Annotated in this window: 13 protein-coding genes; 8 read left to right on the top strand and 5 right to left on the bottom strand. The window is 41.9% G+C overall.

The window, feature by feature from the left end; all coding sequences use genetic code 11:
* Window positions 1-19: 19 nt before the first annotated feature.
* The 5 genes from glsA to ppk1 all read left to right on the top strand — a co-directional run bounded on the left by glsA (window position 20) and on the right by ppk1 (window position 6521).
* Window positions 20-841 (top strand): lyso-glycine lipid O-acyltransferase GlsA, encoded by an 822-nt coding sequence (gene glsA / locus BM386_RS02535; RefSeq protein WP_091691483.1) that lies wholly within the window; start codon window positions 20-22, stop codon window positions 839-841.
* Window positions 834-1802 carry a glycine N(alpha)-acyltransferase GlsB gene (gene glsB, locus BM386_RS02540; RefSeq protein WP_091691484.1) on the top strand — a complete coding sequence of 323 codons (969 nt, stop codon included), beginning with the start codon at window positions 834-836 and terminating at the stop codon, window positions 1800-1802. Before glsA ends, glsB begins: the two co-directional genes overlap by 8 nt.
* Window positions 1780-2166 (top strand): CoA-binding protein, encoded by a 387-nt coding sequence (locus tag BM386_RS02545; protein ID WP_244545437.1) that lies wholly within the window; start codon window positions 1780-1782, stop codon window positions 2164-2166. The genes glsB and BM386_RS02545 overlap by 23 nt, the downstream gene beginning before the upstream one ends.
* A gap of 168 nt (window positions 2167-2334) precedes the next feature.
* The gene (gyrB, locus tag BM386_RS02550; RefSeq protein ID WP_091691485.1) at window positions 2335-4293 is read left to right on the top strand and encodes a DNA topoisomerase (ATP-hydrolyzing) subunit B; all 1959 of its coding nucleotides are present in this window, start codon (window positions 2335-2337) and stop codon (window positions 4291-4293) included.
* Window positions 4294-4397: 104 nt separating this feature from the next.
* Window positions 4398-6521 (top strand): polyphosphate kinase 1, encoded by a 2124-nt coding sequence (gene ppk1, locus BM386_RS02555; RefSeq protein WP_091691486.1) that lies wholly within the window; start codon window positions 4398-4400, stop codon window positions 6519-6521.
* Between the two features lie 18 nt (window positions 6522-6539).
* Here ppk1 and BM386_RS02560 read toward each other — a convergent pair whose 3' ends face one another.
* The 4 genes from BM386_RS02560 to BM386_RS02575 all read right to left on the bottom strand — a co-directional run bounded on the left by BM386_RS02560 (window position 6540) and on the right by BM386_RS02575 (window position 9813).
* A complete protein-coding gene (locus BM386_RS02560; RefSeq protein WP_091691487.1) occupies window positions 6540-7427 on the bottom strand; it encodes a Ppx/GppA phosphatase family protein in 888 nt (295 codons plus the stop codon).
* A gap of 40 nt (window positions 7428-7467) precedes the next feature.
* Complete coding sequence (locus BM386_RS02565; protein ID WP_091691488.1) at window positions 7468-7680, bottom strand: hypothetical protein; 213 nt, start codon at window positions 7678-7680, stop codon at window positions 7468-7470.
* Between the two features lie 72 nt (window positions 7681-7752).
* Window positions 7753-9534: an SLC13 family permease gene (locus tag BM386_RS02570; protein WP_091691489.1), complete on the bottom strand. Its 1782-nt coding sequence runs from the start codon at window positions 9532-9534 to the stop codon at window positions 7753-7755.
* A 3-nt stretch (window positions 9535-9537) separates the two neighbouring features.
* Entirely contained in the window at window positions 9538-9813 is a 276-nt protein-coding gene (locus BM386_RS02575) for a DUF202 domain-containing protein (RefSeq protein ID WP_091691930.1), read from the bottom strand.
* A 48-nt stretch (window positions 9814-9861) separates the two neighbouring features.
* Here BM386_RS02575 and BM386_RS02580 point away from each other — a divergent pair, with 48 nt between their 5' ends.
* The 3 genes from BM386_RS02580 to BM386_RS02590 all read left to right on the top strand — a co-directional run bounded on the left by BM386_RS02580 (window position 9862) and on the right by BM386_RS02590 (window position 14988).
* Complete coding sequence (locus BM386_RS02580; protein ID WP_091691490.1) at window positions 9862-10761, top strand: DUF3078 domain-containing protein; 900 nt, start codon at window positions 9862-9864, stop codon at window positions 10759-10761.
* 231 nt (window positions 10762-10992) lie between these two features.
* Window positions 10993-12870 carry a 3-keto-disaccharide hydrolase gene (locus BM386_RS02585; RefSeq protein WP_091691491.1) on the top strand — a complete coding sequence of 626 codons (1878 nt, stop codon included), beginning with the start codon at window positions 10993-10995 and terminating at the stop codon, window positions 12868-12870.
* 15 nt (window positions 12871-12885) lie between these two features.
* Complete coding sequence (locus BM386_RS02590) at window positions 12886-14988, top strand: plastocyanin/azurin family copper-binding protein (protein WP_091691492.1); 2103 nt, start codon at window positions 12886-12888, stop codon at window positions 14986-14988.
* Between the two features lie 119 nt (window positions 14989-15107).
* Here the strand turns inward: BM386_RS02590 and BM386_RS02595 are convergent, their stop codons facing one another.
* Window positions 15108-16565: a Gfo/Idh/MocA family protein gene (locus BM386_RS02595; RefSeq protein WP_091691493.1), complete on the bottom strand. Its 1458-nt coding sequence runs from the start codon at window positions 16563-16565 to the stop codon at window positions 15108-15110.
* Window positions 16566-16649 lie beyond the last annotated feature (84 nt).

A 16649-nucleotide genomic window follows, 5' to 3' on the forward strand; every position in this document is an offset into this window, starting at 1 on the left:
TAGCAGCCTGAGCCTAACTATGCCTAAGAAATTCATTGATATAGAAAGGTCCATTAATTCTAAGAATCCAAGTCTCTTAAAATGGATGCCGGGTTTTTTGCTCAAGTACATTAAGCGTGTAACTCATGAAGAATGGATGAATGATGTGCTTGACAAAGTAGATCATCTACATGGGTTGGACTTTGGCAACGGAATAATAAAAGAGCTTAATATAGATGTGGAGCTAGTAGGAGCGGAGAATATCCCGAAGACAGGAGGGGTTATTATTGCTGCAAACCATCCTCTAGGGGGAGCTGATGGGATCACGTTAATGAAGGCTATTGGAAAAGTAAGGCCAGACATGAGATTTCTGGTAAATGACCTCTTAATGGCATTGAAGAATTTTGATCCCTTATTCATTCCGATCAACAAACACGGAAAGAATTCCGCAGATACCTTGGCCGCTATTGAGGAAGCGTATTCTGGGGGATATGCTGTCCTAATCTTCCCCGCAGGACTTGTGTCACGGAAAGATGAAACGGGAATCCGGGATTTACAATGGAAGAAGAGCTTTATTTCCAAAGCGAAGAAATACAAAAAAGATGTACTACCTTGTTTTATAGGAGGCAAAAATTCTAAATTTTTCTACAATTTGGCTTATTGGAGAAAGAGAATTGGTATTAAAGCAAATATTGAAATGTTTTACCTAGCTGATGAACTGTATAAGCAGCAAGGAAAAAAAGTGGTAATCACGGTAGGGGAACAGCTTTCCTATCAAAGCTTTGACTCCTCCAAAACGGATGCACAGTGGGCTGAACATGTGAAGGATTTAGTTTACGAACTTGGTAAAAAGAATGAATAAAGAAGCAGAAATAATTCCGGCAATTGGCAAAGAACTATTAAAGGCTGAGTTGACTCCGGATCGATTTTTAAGATATAGCAACAATGGAGATAATCTGGTTTACTTGGTCAATTTCCATAATTCACCGAATGTAGTTCGAGAGATTGGGAGATTGCGCGAGTTGACCTTTAGAGCTGCCGGAGGAGGAACCGGGCTTGAATTGGATCTTGATGAAAACGATATCTGCGTTAATTGCTACGAGCAACTGGTGACTTGGAATCCAGAAGATGAGGAAATCGTGGCAGGCTATAGATTGATTGACTGCAAGAATTCAATCAAAGAGGATGGAAGTCTCAACCTGTCAACAACCCATTTGTTTGATTTTTCGGAGCGCTTTATCAAAGATTACATTCCTTATACTATTGAATTAGGTAGGTCGTTTGTGCAGCCTAAATACCAACCAGCGTTGGACAACAGAAAAGGCATTTTTAGTTTGGACAACCTTTGGGATGGACTAGGCGCTGTTGTATTATTGAGTCCAGAAGTCAAATACCTTTTTGGAAAAGTGACCATGTACCCACATTTCAGCCGAGAGGCTAGGGATTTATTGCTGATGTTCATGAATTATTATTTCCCTGATAAAGATGGATTGGTTAAGCCTAAAGAAGAACTGAAACTTGGGTATGAAACTGAGCTACCTAATGCGGGAAATCCCTTTGAAGGCTTGGTCTATAAGGAAGGATACAAATTGCTGAACGGTAGAATCAGAACTTACGGAGAGAATATTCCTCCGCTAATCAATACCTACATGAACCTTTCCCCAACCATGATGACTTTTGGAACAGCTCTGAATGATGAATTTGGAGAGGTGGAAGAGACAGGGATTCTGATTACGCTGGCAGATATCTATGAAACCAAAAAACACAGGCATATGGATACCTTTGAGCGAGACCGGGTCTATGGAAGCAGAAAAGATGTCTGAGAAGCTCACATTGATCGTAGGAGCCACTACTAATCGCACACGTTATGCTTATTTCGCAGCGAGTAGGTTAGCAGATGCAGGCTTTCCTTTTATTCCTATAGGAATTAAGTCCGGGGAGGTCTTTGGGGAGGAGATCCTCGATCTTCGTACCAAACCCGCTTTGGAACAAATCCATACCATTACGCTCTACATTGGTCCTGCTCATCAAGCCGAGTGGATTGATTATTTGGTTGGGCTAAAGCCGAAAAGAATTATCTTTAATCCCGGAACGGAAAATCCTGATTTTTTTCAGAAAGCAAAAGCGAATGGTATTGAGGTGCTTCAAGCTTGTACTTTAGTGATGATAGCCTCAAACCTCTATTAAAAGTACTGTAATCCAGTAGGTTGGGCAGCTGGATTTCAAATGGATTTTTGTGCAACTGGGTTTCAGTCAAAGCTGTGTAGAGTCACATTTTTTTCCTATCTTGCCGAATCTTAAAAAGAACATAAAATCACCTTTTTAGACCCAATTTGAGGGTTTTCTCCAAAACATATGAGTGAAGAAAAAGCGAAGAATCTAGGCGATTACGGTGCCAGTAATATTCAGGTATTAGAAGGTCTTGAAGCAGTTCGTAAGAGGCCTGCTATGTATATCGGTGATGTAGGGGTCAAAGGCCTCCATCACCTCATTTGGGAAGTTGTCGATAACTCTATTGATGAGGCACTTGCAGGGCACTGTGACACGATAAAGGTCACCGTGAATGAAGATAATTCAATTACCGTGGAAGATAACGGTCGTGGTATTCCTACTGAAATGCACGACAAGGAGAAAAAGTCTGCGCTGGAAGTAGTGTTGACCGTGCTTCACGCTGGTGGTAAATTCGATAAGGATACTTATAAGGTTTCCGGTGGTTTGCACGGTGTAGGTGTATCCTGTGTGAATGCACTTTCTACTGACTTAAAAGCGACAGTTTATCGTAATGGAGTAATTACCGAGCAAGAGTTTAAAATTGGTGTTCCTCAGTATCCTGCTAAGCAAGTTGGTACTACGGATAAAAGAGGTACTACCATCCATTTCAAACCGGATGCAAGTATTTTTGCAATCACTGAATTCAAATACGAAACGATTGCTAACAGGCTTCGTGAAATGTCCTTTTTGAATGCAGGAATTAGAATTCACCTCACAGATCTTAGAGAAACTGAGGATGATGGATCGGTGAAATCAGATGAGTTCTTCTCAGAAGGCGGTTTGGTAGAATTCGTTCAGTATTTGGACGTTAGCCGTGAGAAGATCATTGATACGCCAATTTCTATTGATACAGAAAAGAATGGTGTGCCTGTGCAGGTAGCCATGAACTACAATAGCTCTTATTCTGAAAATGTGGTTTCCTATGTGAATACCATCAATACGTACGAAGGCGGTAGCCACGTTTCGGGATTCAGAAGAGCATTGACGAGAACACTGAAATCATATGCTGACAAGTCTGGAATGCTGGACAAGTTGAAGATGGAAGTTTCAGGTGATGATTTCCGTGAGGGACTTACCGCAGTAATTTCTGTAAAAGTTGCTGAACCGCAATTTGAAGGACAGACAAAGACCAAACTCGGTAACTCCGATGTGGTAGGTGCTGTGGATTCTGCTGTTTCGGAAGCTTTGCAGATTTGGTTGGAAGAGCATCCTAAGGAAGCAAAAATCATAGTAGGGAAGGTGATTTTGGCTGCTCAAGCCAGACACGCTGCCAGAAAAGCGCGTGAAATGGTGCAACGTAAAAACGTACTTGGAGGCGGTGGTCTTCCAGGTAAGCTAGCCGATTGTGCCAATAGTGATCCTACAGTCTGTGAATTGTACCTTGTCGAAGGGGACTCAGCAGGTGGGTCTGCCAAGCAAGGTAGAGATCGTGATTTCCAGGCGATTTTGCCTTTGAAGGGTAAAATTCTAAACGTAGAAAAAGCGCATGAGCACAAAATCTACGATAACGAAGAGATCAAAAACATTCTAACTGCTCTGGGTGTTAAATTCGGAACGGTAAATGATGATAAGGAACTCGATCTAACTGGACTTCGATATCATAAAATCATCATCATGACGGATGCTGATATTGACGGATCTCATATTCGTACGCTTATCCTTACTTTGTTTTTCAGATACATGCGTACATTGATTGAAAAAGGATTCGTTTATATTGCCTTACCTCCTTTATACTTATTGAAAAGAGGAAAGGACGAAAGATATTGCTGGACTGAAGAGGAACGTAAAGTTCTAACTGCGGAAATGGCAAAAGACGGCAAAGAAGACAGTGTCGGCATACAGCGATACAAGGGTCTTGGAGAAATGAACCCTGAGCAGCTTTGGACTACTACCATGGATCCAAATGTCCGTACGATCAAGCAGGTCAACATAGAGTCGGCTGCCGAAGCGGATCACCTCTTTAGCGTGCTAATGGGAGATGAAGTCGCCCCGAGAAGAGATTTTATCGAGAAAAATGCGAAATACGCCAAAATCGATACTTAATTTAAAAGGGGCTTTTCGGCCCCTTTTTTAATTATTAACATTGCGATAAACCCAAATTAAGCAAGCATAACTTAACTTGCTTCTAACTATTAACTTTGAGCACAATGAAATTGGCAGTTGTTGAAAAATACGATTCGATTATACAGCAGAGTGATCTTGTCAGCAGAGATTTAAGTTGGTTGAAATTCAATGAGCGTGTGCTGGATCAGTCCAGGAAGTCACATCGTTCTGTTTTTGAAAAGCTTAAATTCCTTGCGATCACCGCTTCCAACCTGGATGAATTTTTTATGATTCGGGTAGGCTCTTTGTATAATTACCTGGATTACGATAAAGAACGGGTGGATTATTCAGGCTTGAGGGAAGAGCCTTTCAAGGCAAAGCTCATGAGTGAGAGTCACATCTTCCATTCTGAGCAGCATGAGCAATTCTCCGAAAGGATTATGCCGCAGCTACAGGAGCAGGGAGTGATTCTTTGCAATACTTCCAAACTGACCGAAAAAGAGCAGGAAAAAGTTCACGATTACTTTGTCAAAGCCATTTACCCCATGCTGACTCCTATGGTCTATGATGGGTACAGGACTTTTCCGATTTTGATGAATAAATTACTGGTTTTTGGAGTGGTGACTACCAGTCCAGGCGACAGGCAGGATATGCGGAAGATGAGTTTTGTGCAGATTCCAGCCAATATTCCCCGCTTTTTCGAAATCGAGCGTGAAGACTCTCTATTGCTCATTCCCATAGAAGAAGTAATCCGCGAGAATATAGTTTCTCTTTTCAGAAATGTAGAAATCGAAGGTATCAGCCTTTTCCGTATCACCAGAAACGGTGATTTTACCTTGGAAGAAAGTGAGGACATGGATGCAAACTTTCTCGAAGAAGTGAAGCGGAAATTGATGGAAAGAAAAAGTGGTCGTGTAGTACGGATAGAAATAGAGGAGGGCTATAGCAAATGGATGATGAATTCCCTTTTGGAACGATGGAATCTGAAAATGGATTCTGTTTTTCTTGTCAAGCGATCCAGTTTGATAGATTTTACCGGACTTTGGCAAATTGTAGGGAATAAGAAGTTCCGCGAGCGACTGCCTCAGATTCCTGATCCTGTGAAGCCACTTTCCTATCAGGATGAGGGCATAGCCGATATTTTTGACGTGCTGAAAGAGAAGGATATTCTTCTGCACCACCCTTACAATAATATAGATTCTATTCTGGATTTGGTAGAGAAAGCTGCCGAAGATCCGGATGTGATGGCTATCAAAATGACTATCTACAGATTGGCTAAGGATAGTAGGATCACGAAAGCACTTTTGAAAGCTGCTGAAAATGGGAAGCACGTTTCTGTGCTATTCGAGGTGAAGGCGAGATTTGATGAGGAGAATAATATTAGAGAAGCAAAGAAACTTCAAAAAGCAGGATGCTTTGTGATTTATGGGATTTCCCATCTGAAAACCCACACCAAACTTCTCCTGATCGTAAAACGTGACGGTGGAGAAATCACCCGATATGTGCACCTAGGATCTGGGAATTATAACGAAGATACCGCGCGTCTTTATACTGATATTGGATTGATGACCACAAATGAGACCCTGGCAAATGATGTGTCCGAGTTTTTCAATGTAATCACTGGTCACTCCATGCCATCCCAGTACCAAAACCTGATCACGGCACCTCGGGAAATGAGAAATCAGCTCATCGAGTATATCGAAAAAGAAGCAGAAAATGCCCGAAATGGCCTTCCAAGTGGTGTTTTTATCAAAGTCAATTCCCTGGAAGATTCAGAGATTATTTATGCCTTATATAGAGCTTCTCAGTCTGGAGTTACCATAAAGCTGATTGTAAGGGGAATTTGCTGTCTCAGACCTGGAAGGGTAGGTTTGAGTGAAAATATTGAAGTTCTATCGATAGTAGGAGATTTCTTGGAGCATTCCAGAATCTATTATTTCCATAATAACGGAGATACACGAACCTATGCCGGTAGTGCTGATATGATGGTTAGAAGCTTTGACAAGAGGCTAGAAGCGCTCTTCAAAGTGGAATCACCACTGCTTGAAAAGCAATTGATGAATATTCTTGCCTATAACCTCAAAGACAATACGAATGCGTATGTGATGCAGGAGGATGGTACCTATATCGCCAAGCACCCGGTAGGAGATGAACCTGAGTTCAATGTGCATCGGGAGTTTTTCAATCTTGATGCAGATCATGTAATGCAGGTTCAACTTGTTGACTAAAATGCAAAAAGCCCCAGATTAAAGGGGCTTTTTTGCTTTGTTTTTCTCATAGAGAAGTTGGATTATCCCATCTTTCAAACCCAAATCGGGAACGATCATTTTTTTGGACTTTGCAGCTTTCATCACATGCTGGTATATTTTCCCAGCAGGAATAATCACATCCGCACGATCATGGTTCAGGTTGAGTTTATTCACCCGTTCTTCAAAAGTAAGGATTCCCAAATGAGCTAATACCTCATCGATTTTACTGAGGTCCAGGTATCGTTTGTTTTTACGCGGCTGAGTGAGTTCAAAGATCTTATTGATATTTCCACCCGTTCCTATAGAGGTGACGTTGGGCTCATTCTGCAAATGCTTTTCAATGAATTTATCCATGGAAGCCCACACTGGAGTAGCAACTTTGTCTTCGAGAGAACGTACCGAGCCTATCTGAAATGATTTCGACGCTACTTTTTCCCGTTCCTTGTACAGGTTAAGTTCTGTGCTTCCACCACCCACGTCAATATGGATGTAAGTTTTCTCGTCAAAAAATTTGTTGAGCGAAATATTGATCAATTCAGCCTCACGGTTTCCATCTATAATATTGATTTTCAGTCCTATCTCCTCCTTTACTTCAAGTGCTATTTCCTTTCCGTTGATACTCTCCCGCATGGCAGAAGTAGCACATGCCATGTAATCATCCACCTCATAGAGATCTATCAAAATCTTAAAGGCCTTCATCAGTTTGATGAACTTCCTTCTGTTGATATCAGAGATCTTTTGGTTGTTGAACACATCCAAACCTAGGCGCAGGGGAAAACGGAGGTATTCTACTTTCTTAAAATTGATTTTTCCTTCGTATTGTGATACGCTGGTGATTTGCATTCTGATGGCATTTGAGCCAATATCTACAGCAGCTAATTTCAAATTTTGATAGAGTTAGTAAATGAAAAAACAGTGTATAAAGTTACTTTTTTTTCTGTGCTGCTACCAGCATAATCACTCCAACAGCCGTTACAATCCCGCCTGCGTAAGTGGGCCATTGAACTTCTCGTTTTTTGTCTGCACTTATCTGAATAGGGCCGGCATCGATCACTTTTTCTTTGGTAGTAAATGAGAAACTACTGCTGAATAGCATAAATATGCCTGCAAGGATGAGTATAATACCGAAGATTTTCATGGTTGTTTTTTGAATGAAGTTAAAGTTTTTACTTTTATCGTAAGTACTTGATAAATAATTACCTATAAACAGTTAGAAAGGAAAAAAGAATGGGATTCCGAAAGTTGCTACGATCCAAAGAAGCAGATTTAGCGGAGTTCCAACTTTTAGGTAATCTCTGAATTTATAATTTCCAGGTGTGTAAATCATCGTGTTGGTTTGGTAACCCATTGGTGTCATAAAACTCAAACTGGCAGCAAAGGTCACGGCCATCAGCATAGGTCTTGAATCCACGTCCAACGCCGCAGCTATGCTGATGGCGATCGGGGCAAGGAGTGCAGCAGTGGCATTGTTTGACATCACATTGGTCATCATAAAAGTAAGCGCAAACAGCGCACTCATTACAGCTCGTGGCCCAAATTCTCCCACGCTTTCTACAATAGAAGCTCCAATTAATTCGGATCCACCTGTTTTTTCCAATGCTGCGCCCATGGATAACACTCCTGCCAGCATGAGTATGACTTTCCAATCGATCGCCTTATAAGCTTGCTCAGTGCTGAGAGAGCCCAATATGATTAAGGTAATCGCGCCAGCAATTGCTGTGACCACTATGGGGAAGACTTCGAAGGATGCCAATCCGATAATCAAGCCAAGGATTACAAGTGTCAAAATACTTTTGGTCTTATTCAGTGGATGGCTTTTAGTCTCTGAAAGAAGTAAAAGATCATCACTGTTTTCTATGCTTTGGATAGATTCCTCTGTCCCTCTGAGTAGTAAAATATCACCTGCACGCAGGGCTGTTTTGGATAGCAGGGTGTTGAGCATGTCTGATCTGTGTCGGATTCCGATTACCAAAACCTGATTGTATATTTTTTTGAAATTCAGTCCTTTAATACTTTTGTTTACAAGGAAGGAATTAGGTGTTACTAAAGCCTCATAAAGCCTCTCTTCTTCATTTGTGATATTTTCTTCATTCCATTTCAGATCTGCCTTGAGCTCAATTCCTTGAGTTTCTTTTATTTTTTCCAAGGTTTCTTTATCTCCGTTTATCCGGATGATATCTCCTTCTTGAATAGATGTGTTGGGATAAACCCGCACTTTCCTACCATCAAAACGAATAATCTGCAAGGGCTTAATTCCAAGCTTTTCAAAAAGGCTTTGCTTGAACAGCGGTTCATCTATTTGACCATAATCTTTTAGAATGACTACTTCCGCCAGGTAATTACCGAATTCTATACTTTCACCCAAACCCGATTTTGGTTTTCTATCAGGCGTTAGCCATCTTCCAATAGTGAGCATGTAGATAATTCCAGTTGCAAAAAACACCAGGCCCATCAGACTCATTTCAAAAACCCCGAAGGAAGGAAGACCGGCTTTTTCTGCAATACCGCTGACGAGAATATTGGTACTCGTGCCTAAAAGTGTACAAATCCCGCCCATCAGTGCGCCAAATGAAAGAGGCATAAGTAGTTTGGAAGGGGAAATGTTATCCGTTTTATGAAGTCGTATGACGGCGGGCATCAGCAGAGCAACTACCGCTGTATCGCTGATGAATGCGGAAAGAAATCCCGCAGAAAGCATTAATGTAAATAACAAGTGCGTTTGGCCTTTGCCAGCCTGGGTGCTGAGTTTGTGGGTGAAGCTATCTAGTAATCCGGTGTTGAAAATAGCAGCTGAAACAATAAACATAGCTGCGACTGTAATGGTAGCAGGGTTGGAAAAGCCAGCCAATCCTTCTTCCACATCTAAAATCCCTGTGAGCATAAACGCAACCATTACACCGATGGAGACCGTGTCAATGGTGAACTTTTCTGTAAAAAATAGAATAATGGCGAGGCCAATGATAGAAAAAACCAGACCGATTTCGAATGTCATGAATTACATGTTTAGATAGTTTCCTTTTTTGAGTTTTTGGCGGATACGAAAGTAACTCATGAACCCGACGATAATAAAAACGAAACTCAATCCAAATGCCAAGTAGCCCAAGTCCCGCACATGGTCGAGTTCTTTGACCTCAAACAAAGCGGTGCCTGAAACCAAAAAGTACAGGGACGTGCGAATAAAAGAGAGTAAAGTCCTGTTATTTGCAAGTGTTGTACGCTGCCTAGCCAAATAATCACGAATTATTAATTCTCTTTCCAAGTCATTTTCCATATTTGCATAGTATTTATTTATATTGAAATAATTCAACATCCATTAATTATGAAAAGAATTTCTACACTTTTCCTCTTTATTTTATTTTGTGGGCAACTTTTTGCCCAAGAAGACTCCACTTTAGTAGCTAAAGATACAAGCTATTGGCTTAAGGAAATAGGCGGTGGTTTAAATCTAAACCAGGCAGCATTTAGTGGTAACTGGCAAGGCGGTGGTGTGAACTCAGTCGCCTTGGGAGTCTATCTCAACGGTCGTGCTAATTATGCCAAAGAAAAATGGACCTGGGATAATACCATGGACTTTATCTATGGAGTGGTGAAAAACAAAGACGAAGAAGGGCGAAAGTCCAATGACCGTATTTTCCTTGATTCCAAAGTGGGATATGAGATCAGCGACAAGTGGAATTATTTCTTTGCTATAAACTTCCTTTCTCAGTTTGCCCCAGGCTATGAATTTCCTGAAGGAGCAGATAAAATTCTGATTTCTAAATTTTTAAACCCAGCTTACCTCACCACTTCTCTGGGTGTAGAATATAAGCCAAATGATGAGTTCAGCTTACGAATTTCTCCATTTTCTCCAAGATGGACTTTTGTGACAGATACAGATTTGTACCTGAATGTACCCGAAAATTATGGCGTCGATATAGGAGAGACGGTTCGTACCGAATGGTTAGCCTTTAGCTTACTTGCTGACTACAATAAAAAACTTTCTGAAAACCTTGCTTTAATGGTTAGATATCAGATGTATGCAAACTACGAGACCTTCGCTTTTGATGCGATTGATCACCGGTTAGATTTCGGTCTGACAGCAAAAGTGTCCAACCTAGTTAATGTTAGTTTGACAAGTTTGATGATCTACGATTTGGATCAAGACAGTAAAATTCAATTTTCCCAAGGTTTGGCGTTAGGAATTGCATTTAAACGAGGTAACTTCCCGGAGAAGAAATAATCTTAACAAATTTTTATTTGGAATTTTGATTTAATTATAAATGTATTATTTTTGAATTCATTGTGGTAGTTAAATAATAGTTGGTTTAGTTTTCAAATAAAGGGCAGGAGATCTTCTCCTGCTTTTTTATTGTATAGATCCAAACCTGGTAAATTTAATCTTGTAATAATCCTATTTTTTTAAGTTGGATAGAAGGTTAACTTTGAGGTCAATTACCTATTTAACCTACTAATGAATAAGAAAATATTTCTGATTTGTTATTGCTTGTTTTTCAAGGCGATAGCATCTATAGCACAGGAGAGCCCAATTCCATTTGAAGTGCTACCACTCCAAAATCTTAGTGAATTTCAACCTACCGGTAGCAACTGGAGAATAGTAGAGTCAGTTTATTATGATCTGGAAGGCGGTAAATCCAAAGACAAGAACGGAACTGGTGTTTTGCTAAATACACCGCAAAAAGAAGATAATCAGGAGATTAGAACTTCTTTTGAGCACGGAGACATCGAGCTTTCCCTCGATTTTATGATGCCAAAAGGCAGTAATTCAGGACTTTACCTTCAAGGGAGATACGAGGTTCAGCTGTTTGATTCCTGGGCAGTACAAAATCCAACATTCACTGATGCCGGTGCGATCTATCAGCGCTGGGATGAAAATAGAGGCAGTGGAAGAGAAGGCTTTGAAGGTCATCCTCCTTTGGTAAATGTCAGTAGAGCACCTGGGCTTTGGCAATCACTACGAATAGTCTTTAAAGCTCCCCGCTTTGATTCTCAAGGGAAAAAGCTATCCAACGCCAAATTTGCTTCTGTTTATCAAAATGGCGTATTGGTACAAAAGAACATTGAGGTTACTGGCCCAACGCAAGGTGCTTTTTTCGCAGATGAGCAAGCTTTGGGGCCATTGATTATCCAAGGTGACCATGGTGGCGTAGCGATCCGAAACATCAGCTATAAGGCCTACGGGGCTGAAGAAGTGACGCTGGAGGATATGGAACTCACGTATTTTGATGGCATCAAAACGATCAATGAATTTGAAACGGCTACCCCAAAAGGGAAAATGCCTATCGATGTGCTGGCCCATTTGGCTCCTGCTACCCGAAATGAATTCTCTGGAACAGTAGAAGGAACCTTGACCGTGCCTAGTGCAGGAGAATATTTCTTTTACCTTAACCTCGCTTGGGTTCCTGACGATACGCCTCCTGGAGTAATAAACGGGGCTGGAAAACTGTTTATAAATGACGAGGAAGTGGTTTATGTAGATGGCGTCACAGGCAAAGCAAATGGTTCCATTCAATTACCAGCAGGAGAGCATCAAGTAAAACTGAATTACTTCAAGACTTTTGGGCATTGGTACGCTCCGAGTAATGATATCACACTGACAGTAGAAGGGAAGGGCGTTGCTAAAACAGCATTGAATGTCCCTTTAAGGGCGGCTGATCCAGTTGGGCAAATTGCCGTGAAAGTAAGCGATAGAGCTGCAATGCAACGTGGTTTCCTAATGCATCAAGTAGAAAAGCGCACACATACCATGGCAGTTGGCGAACTAGGAGGTGTAAATTATGCGATTGATTTGAGTCGGGGGGAATTGTTGAATGTGTGGAGAGGTGATTTTGTGGAAACTACCCCAATGTGGTATGGCAGAGGTGAAACTCAGCTGATGTTACCTTTGGGAAATGTAATCGAATTCGCAGGAAAGCCTAGTGTTGCACCACTTGCCTCCAAAGACGCTGTTTGGCCAGAGGAAATAGACGGCTTTAGCTATGAAGGCTATGAATTGAAAAGTAACGGATCTCCAATAATCACTTATACCATGCCTGGTGTGAGGCTTTCTGAGACTTTTGATAGTAAAGATTCAGGAAAGAAGCTCGCTAGAACAGTTAAGGTGGTCAACGAAAATGAATCCCAACAAGCCTATGTACTGGTAGCTCAAGGTGCTAGCATCGAGAAACTGCCAAATGATTTGTACGCAATAGATGACCATTCCTATTATATCTCTTTTGAAGGGAGAGAATCCCCAACCATCAGAAATGCTCCAGACGGATCATCGGAACTGATTGTGCCAATCAAAATGATCGGTAACTCTGGAGTGATGACTTATTCAATCATTTGGTAATAACTAGGAAGCAGCATGAAAAATCTAATGAAATTCAATACAAAGAAAGGATTTGCTTTTGCCTTTGCTTGCCTATTTATCGGACAAGTAGAATTAAAAGCACAGGATAAAGCGCCCATGATGCGGCCGGAGACAGAGGATGATTTTTATAAATTGATCTCTTTGCCTGTTCCTGAGGATGTGATTTTGGAGGTGGGGGGTATGGCCACAATGCCAGATGGCAGCTTAGCGATCTGTACACGTAGGGGTGAAGTTTGGATAGTTTCCAGTCCGGGTATTTCTGGGAATGAAAAGCCAGTTTATAAAAAGTTTGCCTCAGGTTTGCATGAGCCTTTGGGCCTGGCATATCATGATGGTGATATCTACGTCACCCAAAGAAGTGAATTGACTAAACTCAGCGATACGGACGGAGATGGTCAGGCAGATGAATACAAGAAAATTGTCTCCTGGCCACTTTCAGGAAACTACCATGAGTATTCCTACGGTCCTACTTTCCTTCCCAATGGAAATATGCTTGTAACGCTAAATGTGGGCTGGAGCAATAGTCTTGGGCATGGCGTGAGTTTGGTGCCTTGGAGAGGTTGGGCGATGGAAATAACTCCGGGGGGAGAAATGATGCCTTATGCTGCAGGGATGCGCTCGCCAGCCGGTTACGGTATGAATGCCGCCGGTGATTTTTTCTACACAGAAAACCAAGGAGACTGGGTAGGTTCAGGAAGGATTTCTCATGTGGAAAAAGGGGATTTCCTAGGCAATGCAGAAAGTCTGGAATGGTCTGGACTTCCAGGTTCTCCAGTGACGCTGAGAAAAGAGGATATTCCGAATACTGGCGAACCCATGTACGATGTAGCTCAGCGCGTACCCGGACTAAAAGCTCCCGCAATTTGGTTGCCACATGGAATCTTGGGGATTTCAACTTCGGGTTTCTTAAATGACAATACCGCCGGTGGTTTTGGGCCATTTGCTAATCAGGTTTTTGTGGGTGATCAGGGACAAAGTAATATTGCCCGTGTTGATTTTGAGAAAATAGATGGCGTATATCAAGGAGTGGTATTTCCATTCCGAGAAGGCTTTTCTTCAGGAATCTTGAGAATGGTCTGGGGAAATGACGCATCCATGTTTGTGGGAATGACTAGTAGAGGTTGGTCTTCCACAGGAAAGGAATTGTTCAGTTTGCAGCGATTGGTTTGGACTGGAAGGATGCCTTTTGAAATGAAAACTATCAAGTCAAAGCCTGATGGATTTGAAATAGAATTTACTGAGCCGGTGGATAAGGAATTAGCTGCCGATCCGGCAAACTATCAAGTAACTGGCTTTACCTATAAATATCAAGCTCAATATGGAAGTCCTGTGATCAACAATGAAAACTGTGATATCATAGGTGTAGTAGTTTCTGAAGATGGGATGAAAGCTCGTTTGGTAGTGGATAATCTACGGTTGGGTTACATCCATGAGGTCAAAGCTGAAGGAGTGAAATCCACTCAAGGAAAAGCTTTGTTGCATAATGTTGGTTACTATACATTAAATAATTTCGGTGCAGGTGAAAAGATTGATACTGCTCCTTTCTTAGCTGCGCGTCATGAACATGAAATGATGATGAAAGCTGCGGCGGATAGTACAGCAAAGGCTCAGGCAGATGCTGAAGCAAAAGCTAAGGCAGCCAAACAACAAGCGGCAGCCAGTAAGCCAGCTGCTCCGAAGTTGGCAAAATATACTCCTGCTATGCCTGCGAGCTGGGATGGAGCAGCAGACATTACGATTAATATGGGTACGAAGCCAGGCTTGAAATTTGATCCTGCGCAAGTTCAGGTGAAAGCTGGAAGTAAGGTGAAGCTGGTGTTCCAAAATGTGGATGACATGCTACATAACTTTGTGATCGTGATGCCGGGGACGGCCATAGAAGTAGGGGAAGCAGCGATGAAACTAGGACTGGAAGGTCAACAGAAAGATTATATTCCGAACACGAGTAAAGTCCTTGTTCATACCAAACTGCTTCAGCCAAGTGAATCAAATACGATTTACTTCATAGCGCCGACTGAACCTGGAGAATATACCTATGTATGTACTGTCCCGGGGCATTTCTATACCATGCAGGGAATCTTAAAAGTGGTGAAATAAGTGTAGCTGCAAAACAGAAGCTAAGTTATCGGTTCACGTCCCTGAGCTTTAGCTAAAAAATAGCTTCGTTCTAAAAATTTAAAAAAACGGCTTTGAAAGTGATTTCAAAGCCGTTTTTTTTAAAGTGAGAAATCTCCCCGATACGCTCTTCGTACAAATTGATTGGCTGGTTCGAAGTTAGTCACCTTCATATTTGGCCCATCCCAAACCAGTTTAATTCCTCGCCCAGGGTAATCAAATTGATCTGCGTTATCTGGTTTTGGAGTTCTGTAGTCATAGCTTCTAATGGCTAGATTTCCCATCAAAACAGATTCGGTAAGTGGCCCTGCTATAGAGAATGGAGAGCTTAAGTTTTTATATTCCTCTGAGCCGTGCCCAGCGATACAGGCTTCCACCCAGTTTTTATAGTGACCAGTATCCCCGCCAGGTACTCTGTAGAGTGTTTCAGGTACATTGATATCTTTCGTTTTGGAGGTAGGAAGTAACTGTGGGTTTATCCCATAGGTAGAGCACATCATTTTTCCTTTGGTTCCCTCGATGATTACTCCATTTCCACCATCACCCATCTGTTCGTTTGGTGCCAATTCCTCAGGTCTATTTGGCTGAATGCCTCCATCCATCCAGTGGAATTCAAGGTCTTCTTTGCCTGGTCTATCAAATCTCAATGTAATGTGAGAAGAAGGCGGGCAGCTATCTGGGAAATAGCCTCTTTGGAATTCTCCTACATACACAGATCCAACGGAGCATTCGGCTGATTTAGGGTAGCCTAAGCCGAGAACACGGAATGGGGGCTCCATAATATGGCAAGCCATGTCACCTAGTGCTCCCGTGCCATAGTCCCACCAGCCTCTCCAGTTAAATGGAACTAGATTTCCAATATAATCTTTGTAGGGTGCAGTCCCTAGCCAAAGGTTCCAGTCCAAATCGGAAGGCGGTGTCACGGGCTCTGTTGGCCATTGAATTCCTTGAGGCCAAACAGGTCTATTTGTCCAGGAGTAAACCTTCGTGGCTTCACCTATTAATCCAGCCTCATACCATTCTACCATTTTACGCACCCCATCGCCTGAAGAACCCTGATTCCCCATTTGAGTCACTACCTTATATTTTTCAGCAGCTTCAGTGAGCATTCTAGCTTCGTAGATGTCGTGTGCAAGCGGTTTTTGTACATAGACGTGCTTGCCCATTTTCATGGCTGCCATAGCAGCTACAGCGTGGGTGTGATCAGGAGTTGATACAGTGACTGCGTCAATGTTCTTTTCTTCCTTCTCCAGCATTTCTCTAAAATCCTTGTAGTACTTTGCTTTTGGGTGAAGTTCCCGACTTGCTTTTGCCCTGCTATCATCTACATCACAAAGAGCGATGAAATCTGCTTTTTCAGTTCGGGTAATTCCTCGTACGTCACCGCCTCCCATTCCTCCTACACCTATACCGGCAACACGAAGTTTGTCACTTGGAGCAATAAATCCTGGCCCGCCTAACACATTTCTTGGAACTATATAAAATCCGGCAGCCGCCAAAGCAGTGCCTTTAAGGAATTTTCTCCGGGAACTCCCAGATCCTAAGCTATTGTTTTTCATTCGTTTAAGAGTTTTGTTAAACAGGGTTATTGAAATTTTCCAGTGAGCAACATCTACGAGGAAATGTTTGATTGACTAAGTGAA

This window comes from Algoriphagus locisalis (assembly GCF_900116615.1).
Classification (GTDB): Bacteria; Bacteroidota; Bacteroidia; order Cytophagales; family Cyclobacteriaceae; genus Algoriphagus; species Algoriphagus locisalis.

Bases quoted from the DNA above. Each gene is read 5' to 3' on its own strand.
- glsA (WP_091691483.1), top strand. From the start codon at position 20: ATGCCTAAGAAATTCATTGATATAGAAAGGTCCATTAATTCTAAGAAT.
- glsB (WP_091691484.1), top strand. From the start codon at position 834: ATGAATAAAGAAGCAGAAATAATTCCGGCAATTGGCAAAGAACTATTA.
- BM386_RS02545 (WP_244545437.1), top strand. From the start codon at position 1,780: ATGGAAGCAGAAAAGATGTCTGAGAAGCTCACATTGATCGTAGGAGCC.
- gyrB (WP_091691485.1), top strand. From the start codon at position 2,335: ATGAGTGAAGAAAAAGCGAAGAATCTAGGCGATTACGGTGCCAGTAAT.
- ppk1 (WP_091691486.1), top strand. From the start codon at position 4,398: ATGAAATTGGCAGTTGTTGAAAAATACGATTCGATTATACAGCAGAGT.
- BM386_RS02565 (WP_091691488.1), bottom strand. From the start codon at position 7,680: ATGAAAATCTTCGGTATTATACTCATCCTTGCAGGCATATTTATGCTA.
- BM386_RS02570 (WP_091691489.1), bottom strand. From the start codon at position 9,534: ATGACATTCGAAATCGGTCTGGTTTTTTCTATCATTGGCCTCGCCATT.
- BM386_RS02575 (WP_091691930.1), bottom strand. From the start codon at position 9,813: ATGGAAAATGACTTGGAAAGAGAATTAATAATTCGTGATTATTTGGCT.
- BM386_RS02580 (WP_091691490.1), top strand. From the start codon at position 9,862: ATGAAAAGAATTTCTACACTTTTCCTCTTTATTTTATTTTGTGGGCAA.
- BM386_RS02585 (WP_091691491.1), top strand. From the start codon at position 10,993: ATGAATAAGAAAATATTTCTGATTTGTTATTGCTTGTTTTTCAAGGCG.
- BM386_RS02590 (WP_091691492.1), top strand. From the start codon at position 12,886: ATGAAAAATCTAATGAAATTCAATACAAAGAAAGGATTTGCTTTTGCC.
- BM386_RS02595 (WP_091691493.1), bottom strand. From the start codon at position 16,565: ATGAAAAACAATAGCTTAGGATCTGGGAGTTCCCGGAGAAAATTCCTT.